General features: G+C 59.2%; 18 protein-coding genes and 4 tRNA genes. 17 read left to right on the top strand and 5 right to left on the bottom strand.

All coding sequences use genetic code 11. The features are described 5' to 3' along the window. The first annotated feature begins 119 nt into the window (after positions 1–119). A complete protein-coding gene (locus tag AC07OV_RS25345) occupies positions 120–530 on the top strand; it encodes a PA0061/PA0062 family lipoprotein (protein WP_178920856.1) in 411 nt (136 codons plus the stop codon). Here the strand turns inward: AC07OV_RS25345 and AC07OV_RS25350 are convergent. Next, entirely contained in the window at positions 527–688 is a 162-nt protein-coding gene (locus AC07OV_RS25350) for a hypothetical protein (protein WP_494996400.1), read from the bottom strand. The genes AC07OV_RS25345 and AC07OV_RS25350 overlap by 4 nt on opposite strands. A gap of 211 nt (positions 689–899) precedes the next feature. On the opposite strand from AC07OV_RS25350, the gene AC07OV_RS25355 reads away from it, so the two are divergent. After that, the gene (locus AC07OV_RS25355; protein WP_494996401.1) at positions 900–1562 is read left to right on the top strand and encodes a peptidase C39 family protein; all 663 of its coding nucleotides are present in this window, start codon (positions 900–902) and stop codon (positions 1560–1562) included. Between the two features lie 146 nt (positions 1563–1708). On the opposite strand, the gene pbpG is transcribed toward AC07OV_RS25355, so the two are convergent. Both pbpG and folD read right to left on the bottom strand, forming a co-directional pair. Next, positions 1709–2632: a D-alanyl-D-alanine endopeptidase gene (pbpG, locus tag AC07OV_RS25360; RefSeq protein ID WP_176998904.1), complete on the bottom strand. Its 924-nt coding sequence runs from the start codon at positions 2630–2632 to the stop codon at positions 1709–1711. Positions 2633–2840: 208 nt separating this feature from the next. Beyond that, positions 2841–3695 carry a bifunctional methylenetetrahydrofolate dehydrogenase/methenyltetrahydrofolate cyclohydrolase FolD gene (gene folD / locus AC07OV_RS25365; protein ID WP_495093208.1) on the bottom strand — a complete coding sequence of 285 codons (855 nt, stop codon included), beginning with the start codon at positions 3693–3695 and terminating at the stop codon, positions 2841–2843. A gap of 275 nt (positions 3696–3970) precedes the next feature. On the opposite strand from folD, the gene AC07OV_RS25370 reads away from it, so the two are divergent. The 12 genes from AC07OV_RS25370 to AC07OV_RS25425 all read left to right on the top strand — a co-directional run bounded on the left by AC07OV_RS25370 (position 3971) and on the right by AC07OV_RS25425 (position 14851). Beyond that, a tRNA-Arg gene (locus AC07OV_RS25370) sits at positions 3971–4047 on the top strand. A gap of 32 nt (positions 4048–4079) precedes the next feature. Then, positions 4080–4155 (top strand) — tRNA-His (locus tag AC07OV_RS25375). Between the two features lie 56 nt (positions 4156–4211). Next, positions 4212–4296, top strand: a tRNA-Leu gene (locus AC07OV_RS25380). Positions 4297–4372: 76 nt separating this feature from the next. After that, positions 4373–4448 (top strand) — tRNA-His (locus AC07OV_RS25385). 135 nt (positions 4449–4583) lie between these two features. Then, positions 4584–5207: an RNA polymerase sigma factor gene (locus AC07OV_RS25390; RefSeq protein WP_495093209.1), complete on the top strand. Its 624-nt coding sequence runs from the start codon at positions 4584–4586 to the stop codon at positions 5205–5207. 488 nt (positions 5208–5695) lie between these two features. Next, the gene (gene tig, locus AC07OV_RS25395; RefSeq protein ID WP_495093210.1) at positions 5696–7006 is read left to right on the top strand and encodes a trigger factor; all 1311 of its coding nucleotides are present in this window, start codon (positions 5696–5698) and stop codon (positions 7004–7006) included. Positions 7007–7097: 91 nt separating this feature from the next. Continuing rightward, positions 7098–7733, top strand: a complete 636-nt coding sequence (gene clpP / locus AC07OV_RS25400) for an ATP-dependent Clp endopeptidase proteolytic subunit ClpP (RefSeq protein WP_016974096.1) — start codon at positions 7098–7100, stop codon at positions 7731–7733. A gap of 112 nt (positions 7734–7845) precedes the next feature. Next, positions 7846–9129 carry an ATP-dependent Clp protease ATP-binding subunit ClpX gene (gene clpX / locus AC07OV_RS25405; protein WP_003238279.1) on the top strand — a complete coding sequence of 428 codons (1284 nt, stop codon included), beginning with the start codon at positions 7846–7848 and terminating at the stop codon, positions 9127–9129. Positions 9130–9303: 174 nt separating this feature from the next. Continuing rightward, entirely contained in the window at positions 9304–11700 is a 2397-nt protein-coding gene (gene lon, locus AC07OV_RS25410; RefSeq protein ID WP_176998900.1) for an endopeptidase La, read from the top strand. 133 nt (positions 11701–11833) lie between these two features. Next, positions 11834–12121 carry an HU family DNA-binding protein gene (locus AC07OV_RS25415; protein WP_221034285.1) on the top strand — a complete coding sequence of 96 codons (288 nt, stop codon included), beginning with the start codon at positions 11834–11836 and terminating at the stop codon, positions 12119–12121. Between the two features lie 231 nt (positions 12122–12352). After that, on the top strand, positions 12353–14227 hold the full coding sequence (locus AC07OV_RS25420; RefSeq protein WP_494996403.1) for a SurA N-terminal domain-containing protein: 1875 nt from the start codon (positions 12353–12355) through the stop codon (positions 14225–14227). A 99-nt stretch (positions 14228–14326) separates the two neighbouring features. After that, positions 14327–14851, top strand: a complete 525-nt coding sequence (locus AC07OV_RS25425) for a GNAT family N-acetyltransferase (protein WP_494996404.1) — start codon at positions 14327–14329, stop codon at positions 14849–14851. Here AC07OV_RS25425 and AC07OV_RS25430 read toward each other — a convergent pair. Next, positions 14831–16003 (bottom strand): MFS transporter, encoded by a 1173-nt coding sequence (locus AC07OV_RS25430; protein WP_495093211.1) that lies wholly within the window; start codon positions 16001–16003, stop codon positions 14831–14833. The genes AC07OV_RS25425 and AC07OV_RS25430 overlap by 21 nt on opposite strands. A gap of 118 nt (positions 16004–16121) precedes the next feature. On the opposite strand from AC07OV_RS25430, the gene AC07OV_RS25435 reads away from it, so the two are divergent. Next, positions 16122–17021: a LysR family transcriptional regulator gene (locus AC07OV_RS25435; RefSeq protein WP_494996406.1), complete on the top strand. Its 900-nt coding sequence runs from the start codon at positions 16122–16124 to the stop codon at positions 17019–17021. An 89-nt stretch (positions 17022–17110) separates the two neighbouring features. Next, positions 17111–17890, top strand: a complete 780-nt coding sequence (locus tag AC07OV_RS25440; protein WP_495093212.1) for a DUF2242 domain-containing protein — start codon at positions 17111–17113, stop codon at positions 17888–17890. A gap of 1 nt (position 17891) precedes the next feature. On the opposite strand, the gene aceE is transcribed toward AC07OV_RS25440, so the two are convergent. Beyond that, positions 17892–20552: a pyruvate dehydrogenase (acetyl-transferring), homodimeric type gene (gene aceE, locus AC07OV_RS25445; RefSeq protein WP_495093213.1), complete on the bottom strand. Its 2661-nt coding sequence runs from the start codon at positions 20550–20552 to the stop codon at positions 17892–17894. Between the two features lie 145 nt (positions 20553–20697). On the opposite strand from aceE, the gene AC07OV_RS25450 reads away from it, so the two are divergent. After that, a complete protein-coding gene (locus AC07OV_RS25450; RefSeq protein WP_495093214.1) occupies positions 20698–21168 on the top strand; it encodes a MarR family winged helix-turn-helix transcriptional regulator in 471 nt (156 codons plus the stop codon). The last annotated feature ends 88 nt before the right edge of the window (positions 21169–21256 follow it).

The raw sequence follows: 21256 nt of genomic DNA on the forward strand, positions 1-21256 counted from the left end.
TCGTTTCATATGTATTCATTTGTTCTACAAAGGGTGGCTCCTCAAGCTTGTAACCCATCGGACGCGACACAGTTGAGTGCCGTCCACCGTGTTTATCGATGTCCTTTTGGAGCCCTGCCATGTCACTTAAACCGTTGTTGTTGATTCCCGCCCTGGGTGCTGTCCTGTTGTTGTCGGCGTGCGCCGGCCCCCTTCCCAAGGCTGACCCGAGCGAAGCCTGGATTGGTTTGAAGGAAGAAGCGCCGAATGACCTGATGGCCGAGCGCGTGGATGGCAAGCGCGTGGATGACGGGCGCTTTTTTGAAGTGACCCCGGGCGAGCACCGCCTGGACGTGACGCTGTTCGAAGAAGAGCCAGGCGACGACAACCAGCAGGACTGCCAGGGTCGGGTCGACTACAAGCACTTCAAGGCGGGCGAGCACTACACACTGGTGGAATCCAGCCTGGGCACCACCGTGCGCGCATCCCTCAAGGATGGGCACGGCAAGGAAGTGGCCGCGACGCAGGACTTCAGTTGCATGCCTGGCTAGGCGTGGTGCACCGCAGCCTTATGGGGCTTGGTCGGTGCAGCCGGTTTGACGTGGGGGTGATGGTGCCGACGGGTCACGCGCATGACCCCCCACAACATGGCGCCGGCAACCGCCAGCCAACCGCAGATCAACAGGAAAATCGTTGTTGCAAGGCTCATTCGGGCCTCCTTTCGCCCCCTGCGGGGCACACACAGTCTTCTCAATGGACAGTCTAGTCACCTGGCGGTTGCCCGCTATTGACCAATGGTCGAGTCCTTCCAACTTCTTTGCTCTATCCCGCGCGTTTTACTAAGGGCTTGGGCTATACCGGCGTGGCTCGGCGCCCTATGATCAAGGCCCTTACCGGAAGCTGATCAAGCGAGTAGAAAATTGCGGTTACGGTCGAACCTTCAAACATCCTTGTTGCTGGCCTGCGCGCTGGGGTTAGGCGCCTGTTCCGGGCATCCGTCGAAACTGGCGGGCCTGCCGGAACGTGTCGAACTCAATGGCGTGCCAACCTTTCGCAGCGAGGCCTATCAGAGCGGCCCTTCGGCTTTAGCCAGCATGCTGTCGCAACAAGGCATTGTCATGACACCGGGGCTGCTGGATAAACCCCTGCACTTGCCGGGTGGCGAGGCGGACCTTGAGCGCAACATGCAGATGCTGGCGCGCGAGTACGGGCTGATGGTGTACCCGGTGGATGCCAAGCTGACGGCCGTGCTGGCACAGGTGGCGGCGGGTTACCCGGTGATGGCGCGGATCAATTCAAGCTTTTGGTCGGGGACGCGCTACGTCGTGGTGGTGGGGTTCAACCAGCAGAAGAGCACGGTGCTGCTGCGATCGGGTATGGACCGGCGGCTGTTGATGAGCTTCAGCGACTTTGAATCGGCGTGGAAGAGTGCGGGTAATTGGGGGATTTTGACCCAGCGTCCTAGCCAGTTGCCGGCCAATGTGGATGCACAGCGTTGGCGCGATGCGGCCAATGCGACGGCGCAGGCTGGGCAGGAGCAGGCGGCGGCGCAGGCACTTAAGGTGTTAGCGGAAAGAAAGTAACGGCCAGCCTCTAAAGGCCAGTGTGGGCATGTGGGAGCTGGCTTGCCTGCGATAGCATCACCGCGGTGTAACTGAAACACCTTGGTGTCTGCATCGCAGGCAAGCCAGCTCCCACACAAGCCTGCTCACACAGGGAGGTAGCGTGTTTAGCGGCGCACTTCCGCGGCGTTAGGACGGTTCTTCAGGTTTTTGTCGGCCTTGTAGCGCAATGCTACGTCAGGCACCGAGCCGCTCTTGCCGGTCTCGACCCAATTGCGGATGCGGCCGGCATCGGCGAAGTGGGTGAACTTGCCGAAAGCATCCAGGATTACCAGCGACACCGGGCGGTTACCCATGCTGGTCACCAGCACCAGGCAGTGGCCGGCCTGGTTGGTGAAACCGGTCTTGGTCAGCTTGATGTCCCAGTTGGCGCGGTTGATCAGGTGGTCGGTGTTGGAGAAACCCAAGGTGTAGTTGGGTTTGCGGAAGGACACGGTTTTTTCCTTGGTGGTGCTCAGCTGGCTCAGCAGCGGGTAGTGGCGCGCAGCGGCCAGCAATTTGCTCAGGTCGCGGGCGGTGGACACGTTGTGAATCGACAAGCCAGTCGGTTCGACGTAATGAGTGCTGGTCATGCCCAGCGCCTTGGCCTTGGCGTTCATCGCCGCGATAAACGCCGGGTAGCCGCCCGGGTAGTGGTGGGCAAGGCTGGCGGCGGCGCGGTTTTCCGAGGACATCAGGGCAATCAGCAGCATTTCCTTGCGCGGCATTTCGCTGCCGATTTTCACGCGGGAGAACACGCCTTTCATTTCCGGCGTGTCCTTGATGTTGATATCGATGTACTCATCCATGTTTTGCTTGGCTTCAAGCACCACCAGGCCGGTCATCAGTTTGCTCACCGACGCGATGGGCACCACCACGTCCGGGTTACTGGAGTAAATGACCTTGTTGGTCTGCAGGTCTACCAGCATGGCGCTGCCGGAGGCGATTTGCAGTTTGGAGGTATCACGCGGCGCCAGGGTGGTTTCGGCGGCGTGTGCAAAGGTGCCTGTAAACGCAAAAAATAGGCTGACGAGAGAGAGACGAATTTTCACGCGGATGAACTCGCTAAAAAAGTAAGGAAATACCGTTCGGAAACGGGTTTTTGATAAATGCCGTTACATTTTAGGAGTATGGATCAGAAACTGTCGAATGTTCTTCTAGAACCGGACGAAAGTTCTTAAAAACTAAGAAAAAACAGGGTTTCCTGCGGGCAATAAAAAGCCCTGCGATAAGGCAGGGCTTTTTCAGTACGCCTGGTTATTAACCGTGCAGGGTCTCTGCGGCATACAGGGTGTTTTCCAGCAGGCAGGCACGGGTCATCGGGCCAACGCCGCCGGGTACCGGCGTGATCCAGCCGGCACGGGGCAGGGCGGTTTCGTACACCACATCGCCAACCAGCTTGCCGTCTTCCTGGCGGTTGATGCCGACGTCGATCACGATGGCGCCTTCCTTGATCCACTCGCCCTTGACCAGGCCCGGCTTGCCGGCGGCAACGACCACCAGGTCGGCGCGGCCGACGTGGCCTGCCAGGTCCTTGGTGAAGCGGTGGGTGACGGTCACGGTGCAGCCGGCCAGCAGCAGCTCCATGGCCATTGGGCGACCAACGATATTGGAAGCACCGACCACGACGGCGTCGAGACCGTAGAGGTCGACACCGGTGCTTTCCAGCAGGGTCATGATGCCTTTCGGGGTGCACGGGCGCAGCAGCGGGATACGCTGGGCCAGGCGACCGACGTTATAAGGGTGGAAACCGTCCACGTCTTTGTCGGGGCGAATGCGCTCCAGCAGTTTGGAGGCGTCCAGGTGTTCCGGCAGCGGCAGTTGCAGCAGGATGCCGTCGATGGCCGGGTCATCGTTGAGGCTGTCGATCAGGTCGGTGAGGGCCTGTTGGGTGGTCTCGGAAGGCAAGTCGTAGGCCTTGGAGATAAAGCCGACCTCTTCACAGTCTTTACGCTTGTGCGAGACATAAACCTGAGAGGCAGGATCGCTGCCGACCAGGATCACCGCGAGGCCGGGCGTACGCAGGCCTTGCTGGCTACGCTCGGTGACGCGTTTGGCGATCTGCTGGCGCAGGCTGGCGGCGATTGATTTGCCGTCGATAAGTTGTGCAGTCATTACGCGTGATTAACCATCGAGAGGGGGAAGAAAAGTGCGCGCATTCTCGCATGCCAGGACGTGAGGGCAAAGGCGCTTGGTCAGCAAATTGCCCTAACCCCTTAAATAAAATGAATTTTTTTCAAAAAAGATTTGACGGGTTTCCAGGCCCTCTATACTATTCGTCGCACTTGTCGGGCACAGCCTAGCACTGGTTAAGAAGGTCGAGCAGAATTGTTGTTCTGTAAGGCTGGAAGCACTTAGTTTGTAATCCTCCAAGAGTACAGATTAATAAGGCGCCCGTAGCTCAGCTGGATAGAGCATCCGCCTTCTAAGCGGATGGTCGCAGGTTCGAGTCCTGCCGGGTGCGCCATTAGGCAGCTTTGGCACAAGTAGCGCAATATGGTGGGCGTAGCTCAGTTGGTAGAGCACAGGATTGTGACTCCTGTTGTCGTGGGTTCGATCCCCATCGTCCACCCCATATTTCGAAAGGCGCCAGATTAAACATCTGGCGCCTTTGCTTTAAGAGCTTCAAGCGCGGATGTGGTGGAATTGGTAGACACACTGGATTTAGGTTCCAGCGCCGCGAGGCGTAAGAGTTCGAGTCTCTTCATCCGCACCAATTAAGCTTTACTAGGCCTTCGGGCAGGGTGAGGCCAGACAAGGAAGATGTTCGAGTTCTTTGTTGATGCAAGATGGTGGGCGTAGCTCAGTTGGTAGAGCACGGGATTGTGACTCCCGTTGTCGAGGGTTCGATCCCCTTCGTCCACCCCATATTCAGAAAAGCGCCAGATCTATGATCTGGCGCTTTTTTTTGCATCCGGAAAATGCTGCGCCACGTATGTATGGGCGAGGATGGCCTTGCGTGGGTCTGGGTCCTCATCGGAAGTTATCGTCGAGGATCTGGATATGTTGGCACTCCAGCAGGATGAGCATCAGCACGTGATGGGGGAGGCGCAGTTGCTGGATCGCCTTTTACAGGGTGAGCAGTCTGCCTATTGCGACTTGGTCAATGCGCATCAGGGCGCCATGCGAGCGGTGGCGTCAGCCATTGCGGGGCATCGGCATGTCGATGATGTGGTGCAGGACGCCTGGCTGGCTGTTGTTCGGGGCTTGAGTGGTTTTCAAGGGCGCTCCAGCCTCAAGACCTGGGTGCTGACCATCACGGCCAACAAGGCGAAAGGTCGTTACGGTCAAACTCGTCGTGAAATGTTTGTCGATGATGGGCTGCTCGATGAGCGTTTTGGTGCGGTCGATGGGCAATGGGCGCCCCCGCCTTGCGGGTGGCACGAGGACACGCCCGAGGCGCTGGCGAGTGAAGAAGAGCTGCGGGTGTGTATTGAGCACGCGTTGCAGGCGCTTTCGGCATCTCAGAGCGCTGCCTTGGTGTTGCGTGAGCGTGTTGGGCTTGAGCTTGAAGAGATTGCCGAGTTGCTTGGCGTGAGCCTCTCCAATGCCCGGGTGCTGTTGCATCGCGCCCGGATTCGGGTGTTTGCGGCGGTTGATCAGTATCAGGCCTCGGCCGGTTCTTGACGCACAGAAAAAAACAAGCATTCTCAATGCCTTGGCGTTAGAATCGTTGCCGGTTTTGAGCGTGTGGAACTGATTCAGGGCTATTTCCGGATCAGTACAGCTATTTAATAGCGAAGACGGCACAGTACCTGGAAACGGGGCTGTGCCGTTTTTGTTTAAGTGTTTCGAGTTTTCAGGGTAGGGCGTTTCGTCGTATTTGTGTGTCTCGATGCTGCCGCCGTACCCGCTGGCCTTGCTCGCAAGTCCAGTGGCCAGGGGCGCGCTCCCAGGCTCTTCTATATATAGAAGGGCTGACGCAGAGCCCTGGCGTGATGAGCTGTATTTGCTAACGGGATGAGGTGCATGCGTGCACTTGAACCTATAAATGGCCTGCTGTTTTTCTACCCGTTTTCAGTAGGGTGACTTCTTGAGTTTGACCCACTAGAATGCATGCCCTTGATTCTGGGGTCGGAAACGGCCGGCTAACGTCTGTGCAACGAGGAATATCCATGCAAGTTTCTGTTGAAAATACTACTGCCATCGAGCGCCGCCTGAGCATCACCGTTCCGGCAGAGCGTATTGAGACTGCGGTCAACAAGCGTCTGCAGCAGACTGCCCAAAAGGCCAAGATCGCTGGTTTCCGTCCAGGCAAAGTGCCAATGACCGAAATCAAGCGCCGTTTCGGTGCCGATGCGCGCCAGGAAGCGATTGGTGACGTGATCCAGGCTTCCTTCTACGAAGCCGTTGTCGAGCAAAAGCTGAACCCGGCTGGCTCGCCTTCGATCGAGCCTAAGTCCCTGGAAGCTGGCAAGGACCTGGAATACGTTGCCGTATTCGAAGTGTTCCCAGAGTTCGAAGTTGCCGGTTTTGAAGGTATCGCCGTAGAGCGTCTGAGCGCTGACGTGGCTGATTCGGATCTGGACAACATGCTGGAAATCCTGCGCAAGCAGAACACCCGTTTCGAAGTGGCCGACCGTGCTGCCCAGAACGAAGACCAGCTGAACATCGATTTCGTTGGCAAGGTTGACGGCGAAGCATTCGCTGGCGGCTCCGCCAAGGGCACTCAGCTGGTGCTGGGTTCCAACCGCATGATCCCTGGCTTCGAAGACGGCCTGGTTGGCGCCAAAGCCGGCGAAGAGCGCGTTCTGAACCTGACTTTCCCGGCTGACTACCAGAACCTGGACCTGGCGGGCAAAGTTGCCGAGTTCGCCGTGACCGTCAACAGCGTTTCCGAGCCTAAGCTGCCTGAGCTGAACGAAGAGTTCTTCGCTCAATTCGGCATCAAGGAAACCGGTATCGAAGGTTTCCGCACCGAAGTTCGCAAGAACATGGAGCGCGAGCTGCGCCAGGCCATCAAGTCCAAGGTCAAGAACCAGGTTATGGATGGTCTGCTGGCTGCCAATCCGATCGAAGTGCCTAAGGCCCTGCTGTCCAACGAAGTGGATCGCCTGCGCGTTCAAGCGGTTCAGCAGTTTGGTGGCAACATCAAGCCAGACCAACTGCCGGCCGAGCTGTTCGAAGAGCAAGCCAAGCGCCGTGTTGTGCTGGGTCTGGTCGTGGCTGAAGTGGTCAAGCAGTTCGACCTCAAGCCTGACGAAGATCGCGTTCGCGAAATGATCCAGGAAATGGCTTCGGCCTACCAGGAGCCTGAGCAGGTCGTGGCTTGGTACTACAAGAACGACCAGCAACTGAACGAAGTACGTTCGGTTGTGCTGGAAGAACAAGTTGTGGATACTGTTCTGCAGAAGGCTAAGGTGACCGATAAAGCGGTCTCTTACGAAGAAGCAGTCAAACCGGCGGAAGCAGCACAAGCCGACTGATTGTCCAACTCGTTGGAAATTCAACCATAAGCCAGCCTCGCGCTGGCTTATGCGTTTTCAAGACATGACTATTTGGGAGTAACTGCAGAGCATGTTCCGTAATTCCTATATTCAGCAGAACTCTGATATCCAGGCCGCTGGCGGCCTGGTCCCGATGGTTGTAGAGCAGTCCGCTCGTGGCGAACGCGCCTACGACATCTACTCGCGCCTGCTCAAGGAGCGAGTGATCTTTCTGGTTGGTCCCGTAGAGGACTACATGGCCAACCTGATCTGTGCGCAACTGCTGTTCCTTGAAGCCGAAAACCCGGACAAGGACATCCATCTCTACATCAACTCCCCAGGCGGTTCGGTCACTGCAGGCATGTCGATCTACGACACCATGCAGTTCATCAAGCCGAACGTGTCGACCACCTGCATCGGCCAGGCCTGCAGCATGGGCGCATTCCTGCTGACCGCAGGTGCCGAGGGCAAGCGTTTCTGCCTGCCTAACTCGCGCGTGATGATTCACCAGCCACTGGGCGGTTTCCAGGGCCAGGCGTCGGACATCGAAATCCACGCCAAGGAAATCCTGTTCATACGCGAGCGTCTCAACACGCTGATGGCCAAGCACAGCGGGCGCACCCTGGAAGAAATCGAGCGCGACACCAACCGCGACAACTTCATGAGTGCCGAAGCGGCTCGTGAATACGGGTTGATCGACGCAGTGATCGACAAGCGCCCCGCTTAATATAAGCCGCTCAAAATAGGGCTGGTCGGCATGTCCGACCACTGGCGGGCTTGAAAAAGCCCGCATAAGCCTTCATCTTGTGTTGCAAGCCTATCGGATTTGGATCGAACGAATGACTGACACCCGCAACGGCGAGGACAACGGCAAGCTGCTCTATTGCTCCTTCTGCGGCAAAAGCCAGCATGAAGTACGCAAATTGATTGCCGGCCCCTCGGTGTTTATCTGCGACGAGTGCGTCGACCTGTGCAATGACATCATCCGCGAGGAGGTGCAGGAAGCCCAGGCCGAGAGCAGTGCGCATAAATTGCCTTCGCCTAAAGAAATCAGCGGCATCCTTGACCAGTATGTCATCGGTCAAGAGCGTGCAAAGAAGGTTCTGGCCGTAGCGGTATACAACCACTACAAGCGTCTGAACCAGCGTGACAAGAAAGGCGACGAAGTTGAACTCGGCAAGAGCAACATCTTGCTGATCGGTCCTACAGGCTCGGGTAAAACCCTGCTTGCAGAAACCCTCGCTCGCCTGCTGAACGTTCCGTTCACCATCGCCGACGCCACCACCCTCACCGAGGCTGGCTACGTGGGTGAGGACGTCGAGAACATCATTCAGAAACTGCTGCAGAAGTGTGACTACGACGTAGAGAAGGCCCAGATGGGTATTGTCTACATCGACGAGATCGACAAGATCTCGCGCAAGTCCGACAACCCGTCGATCACCCGGGACGTTTCCGGTGAAGGCGTGCAGCAAGCCCTGTTGAAACTGATCGAAGGCACGGTCGCTTCCGTACCGCCTCAAGGTGGCCGCAAGCACCCGCAGCAGGAATTCCTTCAGGTTGATACGCGCAACATCCTGTTCATCTGTGGCGGTGCGTTCTCGGGTCTGGAAAAAGTTATCCAGCAGCGCTCCACCCGTGGTGGCATCGGCTTCAGTGCCGAAGTGCGCAGCAAGGAAGAAGGCAAGAAGGTGGGCGAGTCCCTGCGTGAAGTCGAGCCTGACGATCTGGTCAAGTTCGGTCTGATCCCGGAATTCGTTGGCCGTCTGCCAGTCCTGGCGACGTTGGACGAGTTGGATGAGGCGGCTTTGATCCAGATCCTCACCGAGCCGAAAAACGCCCTGACCAAGCAATACGCCAAGCTGTTCGAGATGGAAGGCGTGGACCTCGAGTTCCGCACCGATGCCCTCAAGTCCGTTGCCAAGCGGGCGCTGGAGCGCAAGACCGGTGCACGTGGCCTGCGTTCGATCCTCGAAGGCGTGTTGCTCGACACCATGTACGAAATCCCCTCGCAGTCCGAGGTGAGTAAAGTGGTGATCGACGAAAGCGTTATAGAAGGCAAGTCCAAGCCACTGTATATCTACGAAAACAGTGAGCCGACTGCCAAGGCTGCGCCAGACGCGTAAGCGTTTTGCAGTCGCAGAGCAAGCAAGGGGCCTTTCGGGGCCCCTTGTTTTTTGGGGCGGTTTTTAATTCGCGTGTATTCATGCGTTTAACTGCTGGCATTGCGCTTGTTTTTTTTGCATGCAGCCCCCATCTTGGTTTCAAGCTTATTTTTCATCTGTCATAGAGGCGAAATCATGAAGACCACCATCGAATTGCCTCTCCTGCCGTTGCGTGATGTCGTCGTCTATCCGCACATGGTTATCCCGCTGTTCGTGGGGCGCGAGAAGTCTATCGAAGCCCTCGAGGCCGCGATGACGGGCGACAAGCAGATCCTGCTGTTGGCCCAGAAAAATCCTGCTGATGATGATCCAGGCGAAGACGCCCTGTATCGCGTCGGCACCATTGCCACTGTCCTGCAATTGCTCAAGCTGCCTGATGGCACCGTCAAGGTCCTGGTAGAAGGCGAGCAGCGTGGTGCGGTAGAGCGTTTCATGGAGGTGGATGGCCACCTGCGCGCCGAAGTGGCGCTGATCGACGAAGTCGAAGCCCCTGAGCGCGAATCCGAAGTGTTTGTTCGCAGCCTGCTCTCGCAGTTCGAGCAGTATGTGCAGTTGGGCAAGAAAGTCCCGGCTGAAGTCCTGTCTTCCCTCAACAGCATCGATGAGCCAAGCCGCCTGGTCGACACCATGGCTGCGCACATGGCGCTGAAGATCGAGCAGAAGCAAGACATCCTCGAGATCATTGACCTGTCCGCCCGTGTCGAGCACGTGCTGGCCTTGCTGGATGCGGAAATCGACCTGCTGCAGGTTGAGAAGCGCATCCGTGGTCGCGTGAAGAAACAAATGGAGCGCAGTCAGCGCGAGTACTACCTGAACGAGCAGATGAAGGCCATTCAGAAGGAACTCGGCGATAGCGAGGAAGGCCACAACGAAATCGAAGAGCTGAAAAAGCGCATCGATGCCGCTGGCTTGCCCAAAGACGCCCTGACCAAAGCCACCGCCGAGCTGAACAAGCTCAAGCAAATGTCGCCGATGTCGGCCGAAGCCACCGTGGTGCGCTCCTACATCGACTGGCTGGTGCAGGTGCCGTGGAAGGCCCAGACCAAGGTTCGCCTGGACCTGGCGCGTGCCGAGGACATCCTCGACGCCGATCACTACGGCCTTGAAGAAGTCAAAGAACGCATCCTCGAATACCTCGCCGTGCAAAAGCGCGTGAAGAAGATTCGTGGCCCGGTGTTGTGCCTGGTGGGTCCGCCTGGTGTGGGTAAAACCTCCCTGGCCGAGTCCATTGCCAACGCCACCAACCGCAAATTCGTGCGCATGGCCCTTGGCGGTGTGCGTGATGAAGCGGAAATTCGTGGTCATCGCCGTACTTACATCGGTTCGATGCCAGGAAGATTGATTCAAAAGATGACAAAGGTCGGCGTGCGCAACCCGCTGTTCCTGCTCGATGAAATCGACAAGATGGGCAGCGACATGCGCGGCGATCCGGCGTCGGCGTTGCTGGAAGTGCTCGATCCTGAGCAGAACCACAATTTCAACGACCATTACCTGGAAGTCGACTACGACCTGTCCGACGTGATGTTCCTGTGCACCTCCAACTCCATGAACATCCCGCCAGCACTGCTGGATCGGATGGAGGTGATTCGTCTGCCGGGCTACACCGAAGACGAGAAGATCAACATTGCCGTCAAATACCTCGCACCCAAGCAGATTTCAGCCAATGGCCTGAAAAAAGGCGAGATTGAATTTGAGGTCGAAACCATCCGCGACATCGTGCGCTACTACACCCGCGAGGCCGGTGTACGGGGCCTGGAGCGCCAGATTGCGAAGATTTGCCGCAAGGCTGTCAAAGAGCACGCACTGGAAAAACGCTTCTCGGTGAAGGTGACAGCCGACTCGCTGGAACACTTCCTCGGCGTGCGCAAATTCCGCTACGGCTTGGCAGAGCAGCAGGATCAAGTAGGGCAGGTGACTGGCCTGGCGTGGACCCAAGTGGGCGGCGAATTGCTGACCATCGAGGCGGCGGTGATCCCTGGCAAAGGCCAACTGATCAAGACCGGTTCCCTCGGTGATGTGATGGTTGAATCCATTACCGCCGCGCAGACCGTGGTGCGCAGCCGCGCGAAGAGCCTGGGGATCCCCCTGGACTTCCACGAGAAGCACGACACCCACATCCACATGCCGGAAGGGGCGACCCCGAAAGACGGCCCTAGCGCTGGCGTAGGCATGTGCACGGCCCTGGTCTCGGCATTGACCGGCATTCCGGTACGCGCTGACGTGGCCATGACCGGTGAAATCACCTTGCGTGGCCAAGTATTGGCGATCGGTGGTCTGAAAGAGAAATTGCTGGCTGCACATCGGGGCGGTATCAAGACCGTGATCATTCCGGAAGAGAATGTTCGCGACTTGAAGGAAATTCCTGACAACATCAAGCAGGATCTTCAGATTAAACCGGTTAAATGGATTGACGAGGTCCTGCAAATTGCGCTGCAATACGCGCCGGAGCCCTTGCCGGATGTGGCTCCGGAGATAGTCGCGAAGGACGAAAAACGCGAGTCTGATTCCAAGGAAAGAATTAGCACGCATTAATGCGATTAAGCCTGGTGGCTTCCTTGACAGCTTTTTAGAGCCCTTGTTATAAAGCGGCTCTTAAGTGTCTGTAGGCCATTCAGCACTGGTTTTTGCTTTCACCAAAAAACTTAGAATCATACTCAATAGATATATAAGGGGACTTAGAGTGAACAAGTCGGAACTGATTGATGCTATCGCTGCATCCGCTGATATCCCGAAAGCTGCTGCTGGCCGTGCGCTGGATGCAGTAATCGAATCCGTCACTGGCGCTCTGAAGGCCGGCGACTCCGTGGTACTGGTAGGCTTCGGTACTTTCTCTGTGACTGACCGCCCAGCTCGCACTGGCCGTAACCCACAGACTGGCAAAGCACTGCAAATCGCTGCTGCCAAGAAACCAGGTTTCAAAGCCGGTAAAGCCCTGAAAGAAGCCGTTAACTAAGCTTCGCTCAAGCCTTACCTACCCGGGTTGGACAAACGTCCGGCCTGGCAGCGGAGCGGCAGCTGACCCAAGTATCCATCGGGTCGCCACGCCGGGGGTGTGGGTTCAAACCCCCGTCCGCTCCGCCAGTTACGAGAAGGCGCATCCTCGGATGCGCCTTTCTTCTATCCGGACTCTACCCACGCTCCACGGTTGCCTAATTTTTGAAGTTCAACCGTTTCTGGGGGACGCATGCTGCAGAATATCAGGGACAATTCACAAGGCTGGATTGCCAAGACCATTATCGGGATCATCGTCGCGTTGATGGCGTTCACCGGTATCGAGGCCATTTTCCAGGCTTCGACCAACAACAAGCAGGACGTTGCCAAGGTCAACGGTGAAGAAATCACCCAGACCGAACTCAGCAGTGCCGTCGATATGCAACGCCGTCAGCTGATGCAACAGCTGGGCAAGGATTTCGATGCTTCCCTGCTGGACGAAAAGCTGCTGCGCGACGCGGCCCTCAAGGGCCTGATCGATCGCAAGCTGTTGCTGCAAGGCGCTGCGGATTCCAAGTTCGGCTTCTCTGAAGCGGCACTGGACCAAGTGATCCTGCAGACTCCGGAATTCCAGGTGGACGGCAAGTTCAACGCCGAACGCTTTGACCAGGTGATCCGTCAGCTGGGCTACAGCCGTATGCAGTTCCGTCAGATGATGACCCAGGAAATGCTGATCGGCCAGGTTCGCGCAGGCATCGCCGGCAGTGGTTTTGTGACTGACGCCGAAGTGCTTGCCTTCGCCCGTCTGGAAAAACAGACCCGCGATTTCGCCACCGTCAATCTCAAGGCCAACCCTGCCGCGGTGAAACTCACCGACGATGAGGTCAAGGCTTACTACGACCAGCACGCCAAAGAGTTCATGACCCCGGACCAGGTGGTCATCGACTATCTGGAGCTGAAGAAGTCTTCCTTCTTCGACCAGGTCACCGTCAAGGACGATGAACTGCAAGCGGCTTATCAGAAAGAAACCGCCAACCTCGCTGAACAGCGTCGTGCCGCGCACATCCTGATTGAAGTCAACGACAAGGTCACCGAGGCGCAAGCCAAGGCCAAGATCGAAGAAATCCAGGCGCGCCTGGCCAAGGGTGAGAAGTTCGAAGCCCTGGCCAAGGAGTTCTCCCAGGACCCGGGTTCGGCCAACAATGGCGGTGACCTCGGTTTCGCCGGCCCTGGCGTCTACGACCCGGACTTCGAAACGGCCCTGTACGCCTTGAACAAGGACCAGGTGTCGGCACCGGTGCGCACCTCCTTCGGTTGGCACCTGATCAAGTTGCTCGGCGTTGAGGCACCGCAAGTGCCAACGTTCGCCAGCCTGAAAGACAAGCTGACCCGCGAGCTCAAGACCCAGCAGGTTGAACAGCGTTATGTCGAAGCGACCAAGCAATTGGAAGATGCGGCATTCGAAGCCTCCGATCTGGCGCAGCCGGCTTCTGACCTGAAACTGACTGTGCACACCTCCGCGCCCTTTGGCCGTGAAGGTGGCGAAGGTGTTGCGGCCAACCGTGCCGTGGTGACCGCAGCGTTCAGCCCGGAAGTGCTGGATGAAGGTGCCAACAGTTCGGCTATCGAGCTGGACCCGGAAACCATCATCGTGCTGCGTGCCAAAGAGCACTTGAAGCCAACACAACTGCCGCTGGAAAGCGTCTCTGCGGCGATCCGCACCCAGATGACCAAGGAGCGTGCCAGCGCGGCGGCCAAGGCCCATGCTGACGAGTTGATCACCAGCCTGCGTGATGGCAAGACCCCGCTGAACCAGCCGATCGACGGCCAGGCCTGGAAGGTGACCGAAGCGGCTACCCGCAACCAGGAAGCGATTGACCCGGCCGTGCTGCAAGCCCTGTTCCGCATGCCCAAGCCTGCGGCCAAGGACAAGCCGACCTTCACCACTGTGACCCTGGCTGACGGTAGCCTGGTGATCGTGCGCTTGAACGGCGTCAACGAAGCGGCTGCTCCTACGGACGAAGAGAAAGCGCAATACCGCCGCTTCCTCGCCTCCCGTATTGGCCAGCAAGACTTCGCGGCGTACCGCAAGCAGTTGGAAGCCAAGGCTGACATCAAGAAGTTCTGATGCACGCCTGAACAAGAAGCCCCCGGCCTGAAAAGACCGGGGGCTTTTTTATGTGCGCTAGACTGGCTATTCGCTATTGCCGAACCAGGAGTATCAAGCGTGTTTGATCAAGGAAGAGAAGGTGGGCTGATTCGTCGCGCCAGGGTGTCGGATGTTCCCGCCGTGTTGCAGGTGTTTGACGAGGTGATTGCCTGGTTCGTCGGCATGGGCAATGACGGCCAGTGGGGCACGCAGCCTTGGTCGGCTTCGCCTCGGCGCGTCGAGCAAGTCATGCAAGCCTGTGCGATGCCGGATGCGTGGGTCGTCGAAGCCCCCGACGGCCGCATCCTTGCCGCACTGGTGTTGGGTGAGCCTATGCCTTATGCGCCACCGGCAACCGAGCCTGAGCTGTACGTGCGTTTGCTGATCGCCGCGCGCGATGAGCGTGCGCGCGGCGTTGGTCGGCAACTGATGGGCTTTGCCGATGAGCGCGCCCGCGCATCCGGCGTGAAGCGTTTGCGGGTGGATTGCTACGGCGGCGGGAGCGGCGATCTGGTGCGCTTCTATGAATCCTGCGGCTATGAGCGGCTTTCAACGTTCGACGTGGATGGGTGGCCGGGCCAGTTACTGGGGCGCAGTCTTTAGCGCGCCGGCAAAGGCCAGTAGCATCAGCAGCACCACCGCCCAGGCAAACGCCCCGACACCCCAGCCCTGCAGCAACACACCGCCCGCCAAGCCGCCACCTGCAATGCCCAGGTTCCACACGGTCACCAGCATCGATTGCGCGGCATCCGCCGACTCGCCGGCCGACTTGGCCAGCGCTGTTTGCAGCAAAGCCGGCAGCCCGCCGAACGCCAGGCCCCACAAGGCCACGGCGAGGTAAATAACCACGGGCTGCATGATCCAGAATGCCAGCGCCAAGGCAATCAGCCCAAACAGTGCGCAACTGATCAGTAGCAATGTGCGCAACCATCGATCAATCAACACACCGGCCAGCCAGATGCTCAACAGCGCGGCGAGGCCGAACACCAGCAGCACCCGGTCGACATCGGCGGCAATGCCCGCAGGCACCAGAAGCGGGGCGATGTAGGTGTAGAGAATGTTGTGGGCCAACACGTAGGTAAAGGTCACCCACAACACCGGACGAATACCCGGCAACGCCACTACCTGATGCAGCCCCAGGCGTTTACCCGCCTGCTCGCCAGCGAAGTCCGGAAGTTGCAGGCGCGCCCAGATCAGCAACACCAGCGTGAGCCCGGTCATGATTGCAAAGCTCAGGCGCCAGCCCACGGCCGCGCCGAGGAAGGTGCCAGCGGGCACCCCCAGCGACAGCGCCAACGGGGCGCCGAGCATCGCCACCGCGATTGCGCGGCCTTGCAGGTGAGGCGCCACCATTCGGCTGGCATACCCGGCCAGCAGTGCCCAGAGCAGGCCGGCAAATACACCCGCAAAAAAGCGTGCGACCAGGGTCAGCCCATAGTGACTGGAAAGGGCTGTTACGCTGTTGACCAGTGCAAAGCCACCGATCGCCACGAGCAGTAATGGCCGACGTCGCCAGCTTCGGGTCAGCAGTGTCAACGGAATGGCCGCCAGCAGTGATCCAAGGGCGTACAGCGTGACCAGTTGGCCGACGAGCGCGGGTGACACGCCGAGGCCTTCGCCCATCTGCGGCAGCAGCCCTGCAGGCATGGCTTCGGTGAGGATAGTGATAAACCCGGCGCTTGCCAAAGCGAGCAGGCCACCCAATGGCAATGTGTCCCGCTGGGTGGTCACGGGAGATTCGGTCAGTGAGGTCATCGCGCTCGATCCATGCAAAAGGCAAGGCGGCAGAGTAGGGGGCTGTGGTCAGCGGAAAAACAGGCTAAGGTTCCGAACTTATCGGACGCTGGTGTCCGCAATCATCAAGGACCCTGTCATGGACAGTCTGGGCAGCCTTTCGGTCTTCGTGCAGGTGGCCGAGACTCGCAGTTTTACCGTCGCCGGGCGTGTGCTGGGTGTGTCGTCCTCGGCCATCGGCAAAACCATCGCGCGTATGGAAGAGCGCCTGGGCGTGCGTTTGTTTCACCGCAGCACGCGCAGCATCACCCTGACCGGGGAGGGCACGTTGTTCCTGGAGCGCTCGCGGCGCATCCTGGCCGAAGTCGAGGCTGCCGAGCGCGAGCTCACGGAGGCCAGCGCCACACCCCGCGGCAAATTGCGCATCAGCGTGCCGCAAGTGCGCGGCCTGTTGATGCCGGTACTCAGCGATTTCATGCGCGCCTATCCGGAGATCGAACTGGATGTGGATTTCTCTGACCGCATGGTGGACGTGATCGAGGAAGGGTTCGACGCGGTGATTCGCACCGGCAAGCCCGAAGACTCCCGGCTGATGGCCCGTCATCTGGGGCATTATCAACTGGTGCTGGTGGGCACCCCGGCCTACTTTCGCGAGTGCGGCACGCCGCAGCAGCCCCAGGATTTGAACCGCCATGCCTGCTTGCGCCACAAGTTCTGCGCGACGGGCAAACTGGAGCCCTGGCCCTTGCGGCTCGACCCCGGCGCCGCCGAACCGGTGTTGCGCACGCCGTTGGTCAGCACCACCATCGAGTCACTCAACCATGTCGTACACGAAGGCTTGGGCATCGCCTGCCTGCCGGACTACATGGTCAAGCAGGCCGTGGCCGACGGGCGCCTGCAGCGGGTACTGGACGATTACCTGGAGCATCGCGGCAGTTTCTGGATGCTCTGGCCCTCCAGCCGTCATGCCTCGGTCAAACTGCGCGTGTTTATTGATCATATGTGCGCAGGGCTTTTTCCTGCAGGCACCGGTGCGTAGGTCTGTGACGTTTTACCGACAGGAATCCGCGCGCCAAGGCCTCGTTCTGTTGCACAATACCGCCCGGACTGTTTTTCTCAGGATTTTCGATGTCGACATCATTTCACTTGCGTAACCTCGGGTTGGCGCTGGTGCTGGCGGGCGCCGCGGGCTGCTCGTCACCCAAGACCGCTATTTATGAACATGAGAATTTCGACGACTCCGGCACGTTCTCCCGTGATTACCCGGTCAGCGATGCGGCTGCCTGTGAAGCGGCGCGTCGTGCGTTGTTGAGCCAGGGCTACATCATCACCAGCAGCGATCCGAAGTTGGTGGTGGGTAACAAGAGCTTCCAGCAGACTGGCGAAACCCACATGCAGATCAGCTTCAACGTGGTGTGCGCCAATGATGGCAAGGGCAACAATCACTCGACGATGTTTGCCAACGCCTTGCAGGACCGCTATGCCCTGAAGAAGGTCAACAACTCCGCGAGCCTGGGCGTCGGTGTGTTGGGGTCGGTGTCGATGCCGATCGGTTCTACCGATGACTCCATGGTGAAAGTGGCGAGCGAGACCGTCTCCGCGCCGAAGTTCTACGAGCGTTACTTTGCACTGGTGGATGTGTTCCTGCCGCAGGAAGTGAAGCAGGCCGAACATATTCCCGAGAAGCCCAAGGCTGACTTGGGTGTACCAGAGCCCAAGGCTGCCCCGGTTGCCGAGAAGGTCGAGGCGCCGAAGGAAGAACCGGCCGCGTCCGAGCCGGTGGTACCGCCTGCCGAGCCGGCACCGGTTGTGCCCCACGAAGAGCCTGCACCGGCACCCGCGCCGACCAACCCAAGCCTGCCGGCGCCGACAGAAGCGATTCCGCCCCTGCCAACGCCTGCGCAATAACTCAGACCGCTACGGGGTCGGCCTTGTCGACGTCGATCCCGTAGCGGCTGATGGCTTCCCCGACCTTCTCGCGGCCGATCACGCCGTCATCCGCCAGCGCCTTCAGCGCCGCCAGCACGATGAAGTGCCGGTCCACTTCAAAGAACGCACGCAAGGTTTCCCGTGTGTCCGATTGCCCGAAACCGTCGGTGCCCAGCGCCACAAACCGGCGGCCGCTGACGAACGGGCGAATCTGGTCAGCGAACAACTTCATGTAGTCAGTCGCCACCACCACCGGCCCAGCCTGGTCGGCCAGGCACTGCTCCACGTAACTCACGCGCGGATCGCTGTGCGGGTGCAGCAGGTTCCAGCGTTCCACCTGGTGCCCGTCACGGCGTAACTCGGTGAGGCTGGTCACACTCCACACGTTGCTGCGTACGGCAAAATCCTTATCGAGCAATTCGGCGGCGGCGATCACCTCCCGCAGAATCGAACCGCTGCCCATCAACTGCACCTGTGGCTGTTCGCTGGCCGTTAGCCGGTACATACCCTTGAGAATCCCTTCCTCGACACCTTCGGGCATGGCCGGGTGTGGGTAGTTCTCGTTGAGCAGGGTGATGTAGTAGTAAATGTCCTCCTGCTCGACATACATGCGCCGCATGCCTTCGCGAATGATCACCGCCAGCTCGTAGGCAAAGGTCGGGTCATACGACACGCAACACGGAATCACCGACGACAGGATATGGCTGTGGCCGTCGTCATGCTGCAAGCCTTCGCCCATCAGCGTGGTACGCCCGGCCGTGGCGCCCAGCAGGAAGCCACGGGCCCGTGCATCGCCGGCCGCCCAGGCCAGGTCGCCGACGCGTTGAAAGCCGAACATCGAATAGAAAATGTAGAACGGCACGGTCATCAGGCCGTGGTTGCTGTAGGACGTACTGGCCGCAATCCAGGAAGAAATGGCGCCTGACTCATTCAGGCCTTCCTGCATGATCTGCCCGTCTTTGCTCTCTTTGTAGTAGCTCAGTTGCCCGGCGTCTTGTGGGGTGTAGAGCTGACCGACGGCAGAATGGATGCCGATCTGGCGGAACAGGCTTTCCATGCCGAAGGTGCGCGATTCGTCCGGCACGATGGGCACGATCAGCTTGCCCAGGTTCGGGTCCTTGAGCAGAGTGCCGAGGATGCGCACAAACGCCATGGTGGTGGAGATCGCGCGCTCGCCGGTGTCCTTGAGCTGGGTGGCGAAAGCGCTCAGTTCGGGAATCTGCAACGGCTCGACCGCGCTGTGACGCGCCGGTACGTAGCCGCCCAACGCCTGGCGGCGTGCCGCGAAGTAGCGCGCCTCTTCGCTGTCGGGCGCTGGCTTGAGGTAGGGAATCTGGTCGAGCTGGTCGTCGGCCACGTCCAGGTCGAAGCGATCGCGAAAGGCCCTGACGGCGTCGGCGCCCATCTTCTTGAGCTGATGGTTGATGTTCTGGCCTTCGCCGGCTTCGCCCATGCCGAAGCCCTTGACTGTCTTCGCCAGGATCACCGTCGGCTGGCCTTTGTGGCGCATGGCGGCCGCGTAGGCGTTGTAGACCTTGTCCGGGTCATGCCCGCCCCGTGAGAGTTTCCAGATATCGTCGTCGGACATATCGGCGACCAGTGCCAGCAACTCCGGGTATTTGCCGAAGAAATGTTCGCGCACGTAGGCGCCGTTCTGCGACTTGTAGTTCTGATAATCGCCGTCGACGCACTCCATCATGCGTTGGCGCAGCAGGCCGCTCTTGTCCTTTTCCAGCAGCGCATCCCAACCGCCGCCCCAGATCACCTTGATCACATTCCAGCCGGCGGCGCGGTACAGGCTTTCGAACTCCTGGATCACCTTGGCATTGCCGCGTACCGGGCCGTCCAGGCGTTGCAGGTTGCAGTTGACCACGAAGATCAGGTTGTCGAGCTTCTCGCGCCCGGCCAGGGAGATGGCGGCCAGGGATTCCGGCTGGTCCATTTCACCATCACCGAGGAAGGCCCACACCTTGCGCCCTTGGTGCTGCTTGAGTGCGCGCAGTTCCAGGTAGCGCATAAAGCGCGCCTGGTAGGCCGCGGTGATCGGCCCCAGGCCCATGGACACAGTGGGGAATTGCCAGAAGTCCGGCATCAGCCGAGGGTGAGGGTAGGACGACAAGCCCTCGCCACTGGCTTCGCGGCGGAAGTTGTCCAGTTGGGCTTCGCTGATGCGGCCCTCGAGGTAGGCGCGACCGTAAATGCCTGGGGATGAGTGGCCCTGGATGTACACCAGGTCGCCGTCGAAAGTGTCAGTACGACCACGGAAAAAGTGGTCAAAACCTACGTCGTACAGCACGGCGGCTGACGCGTAGGTCGCGATATGCCCACCCACGCCTGAGTGTTTGCCGGCGCGCAGCACCATGGCCATGGCGTTCCAGCGGATAAACGCGTTGGTACGGCGTTCGATGGACAGGTTACCGGGGTAGGGCAGCTGGCGTTCGAGCGGGAGGGTGTTGACGTAGGGTGTGGTCACCCGCCCGTGGAAGTCGCCATGCCGCGCTACGTCGAAATCCAGCAACTGATCAATCAGGTAGTGCGCGCGGGGGCGGCCTTCGGTGGACAGCACCGATTCGATGGACTCCAGCCATTCGCGGGTTTCCTGCGGATCGTTGTCCGGTCTTACTGCGTGATTCGTGGTCATGTGCGGCTCCAGGGTAGGCAGATTTCAAGCGGCAGGCTCTTTGTGGGAGCGCTGCAAAAGTAATTGCAATTGCAACTACATGCCAGAATCTAGCGTGGGATGAGGTACTATTGCAACCTTCTTGAAAACCCCCGGATGGTGTTGCATGTCGTCGAAAGAGCCTGATGTCTGGTTCCGTTTTGTCAGGGCCCACAGGACGGTCATCCGTGAAATTGAACGCCGCCTGGCCGAGGCGGACCTGCCGCCCTATGCCTGGTATGACGCCTTGTGGGGCCTGGAAAGCGGCCCCGACGGCACCCGCCGCATGCACGAGTTGGCCGATGTGCTGGCGATCGAGCGCTACAACCTGACCCGGTTGGTAGACCGCCTGGAAAAGGACGGCCTGGTGGTGCGTTCGCGTTCCGAGGGTGATGGCCGTGCGGCGTTTGCCTCGATCACCGACGCGGGCCGGGTGTTGCGCAAAAAGATGTGGAAGATCTACGAAAGCACAGTGGATGAGCTGTTCCTCTCGCAGATCGAGCCGGAGCAGCGCCAATTGTTTGCCGACACCCTGGAGCGCACGGCGGGATTGGCGATGGAGGCGGGTATACAGCCCCGCATCCGACGCAAACCCTGACCTCTGTGGAGATCCATTGTGGGAGCTGGCTTGCCTGCGATAGCGGACTGTTAGTCAACACATTCTTGGCTGATGCACCGCTATCGCA

It is taken from the genome of Pseudomonas sp. GW821-FHT09A09 (genome assembly GCF_059418405.1).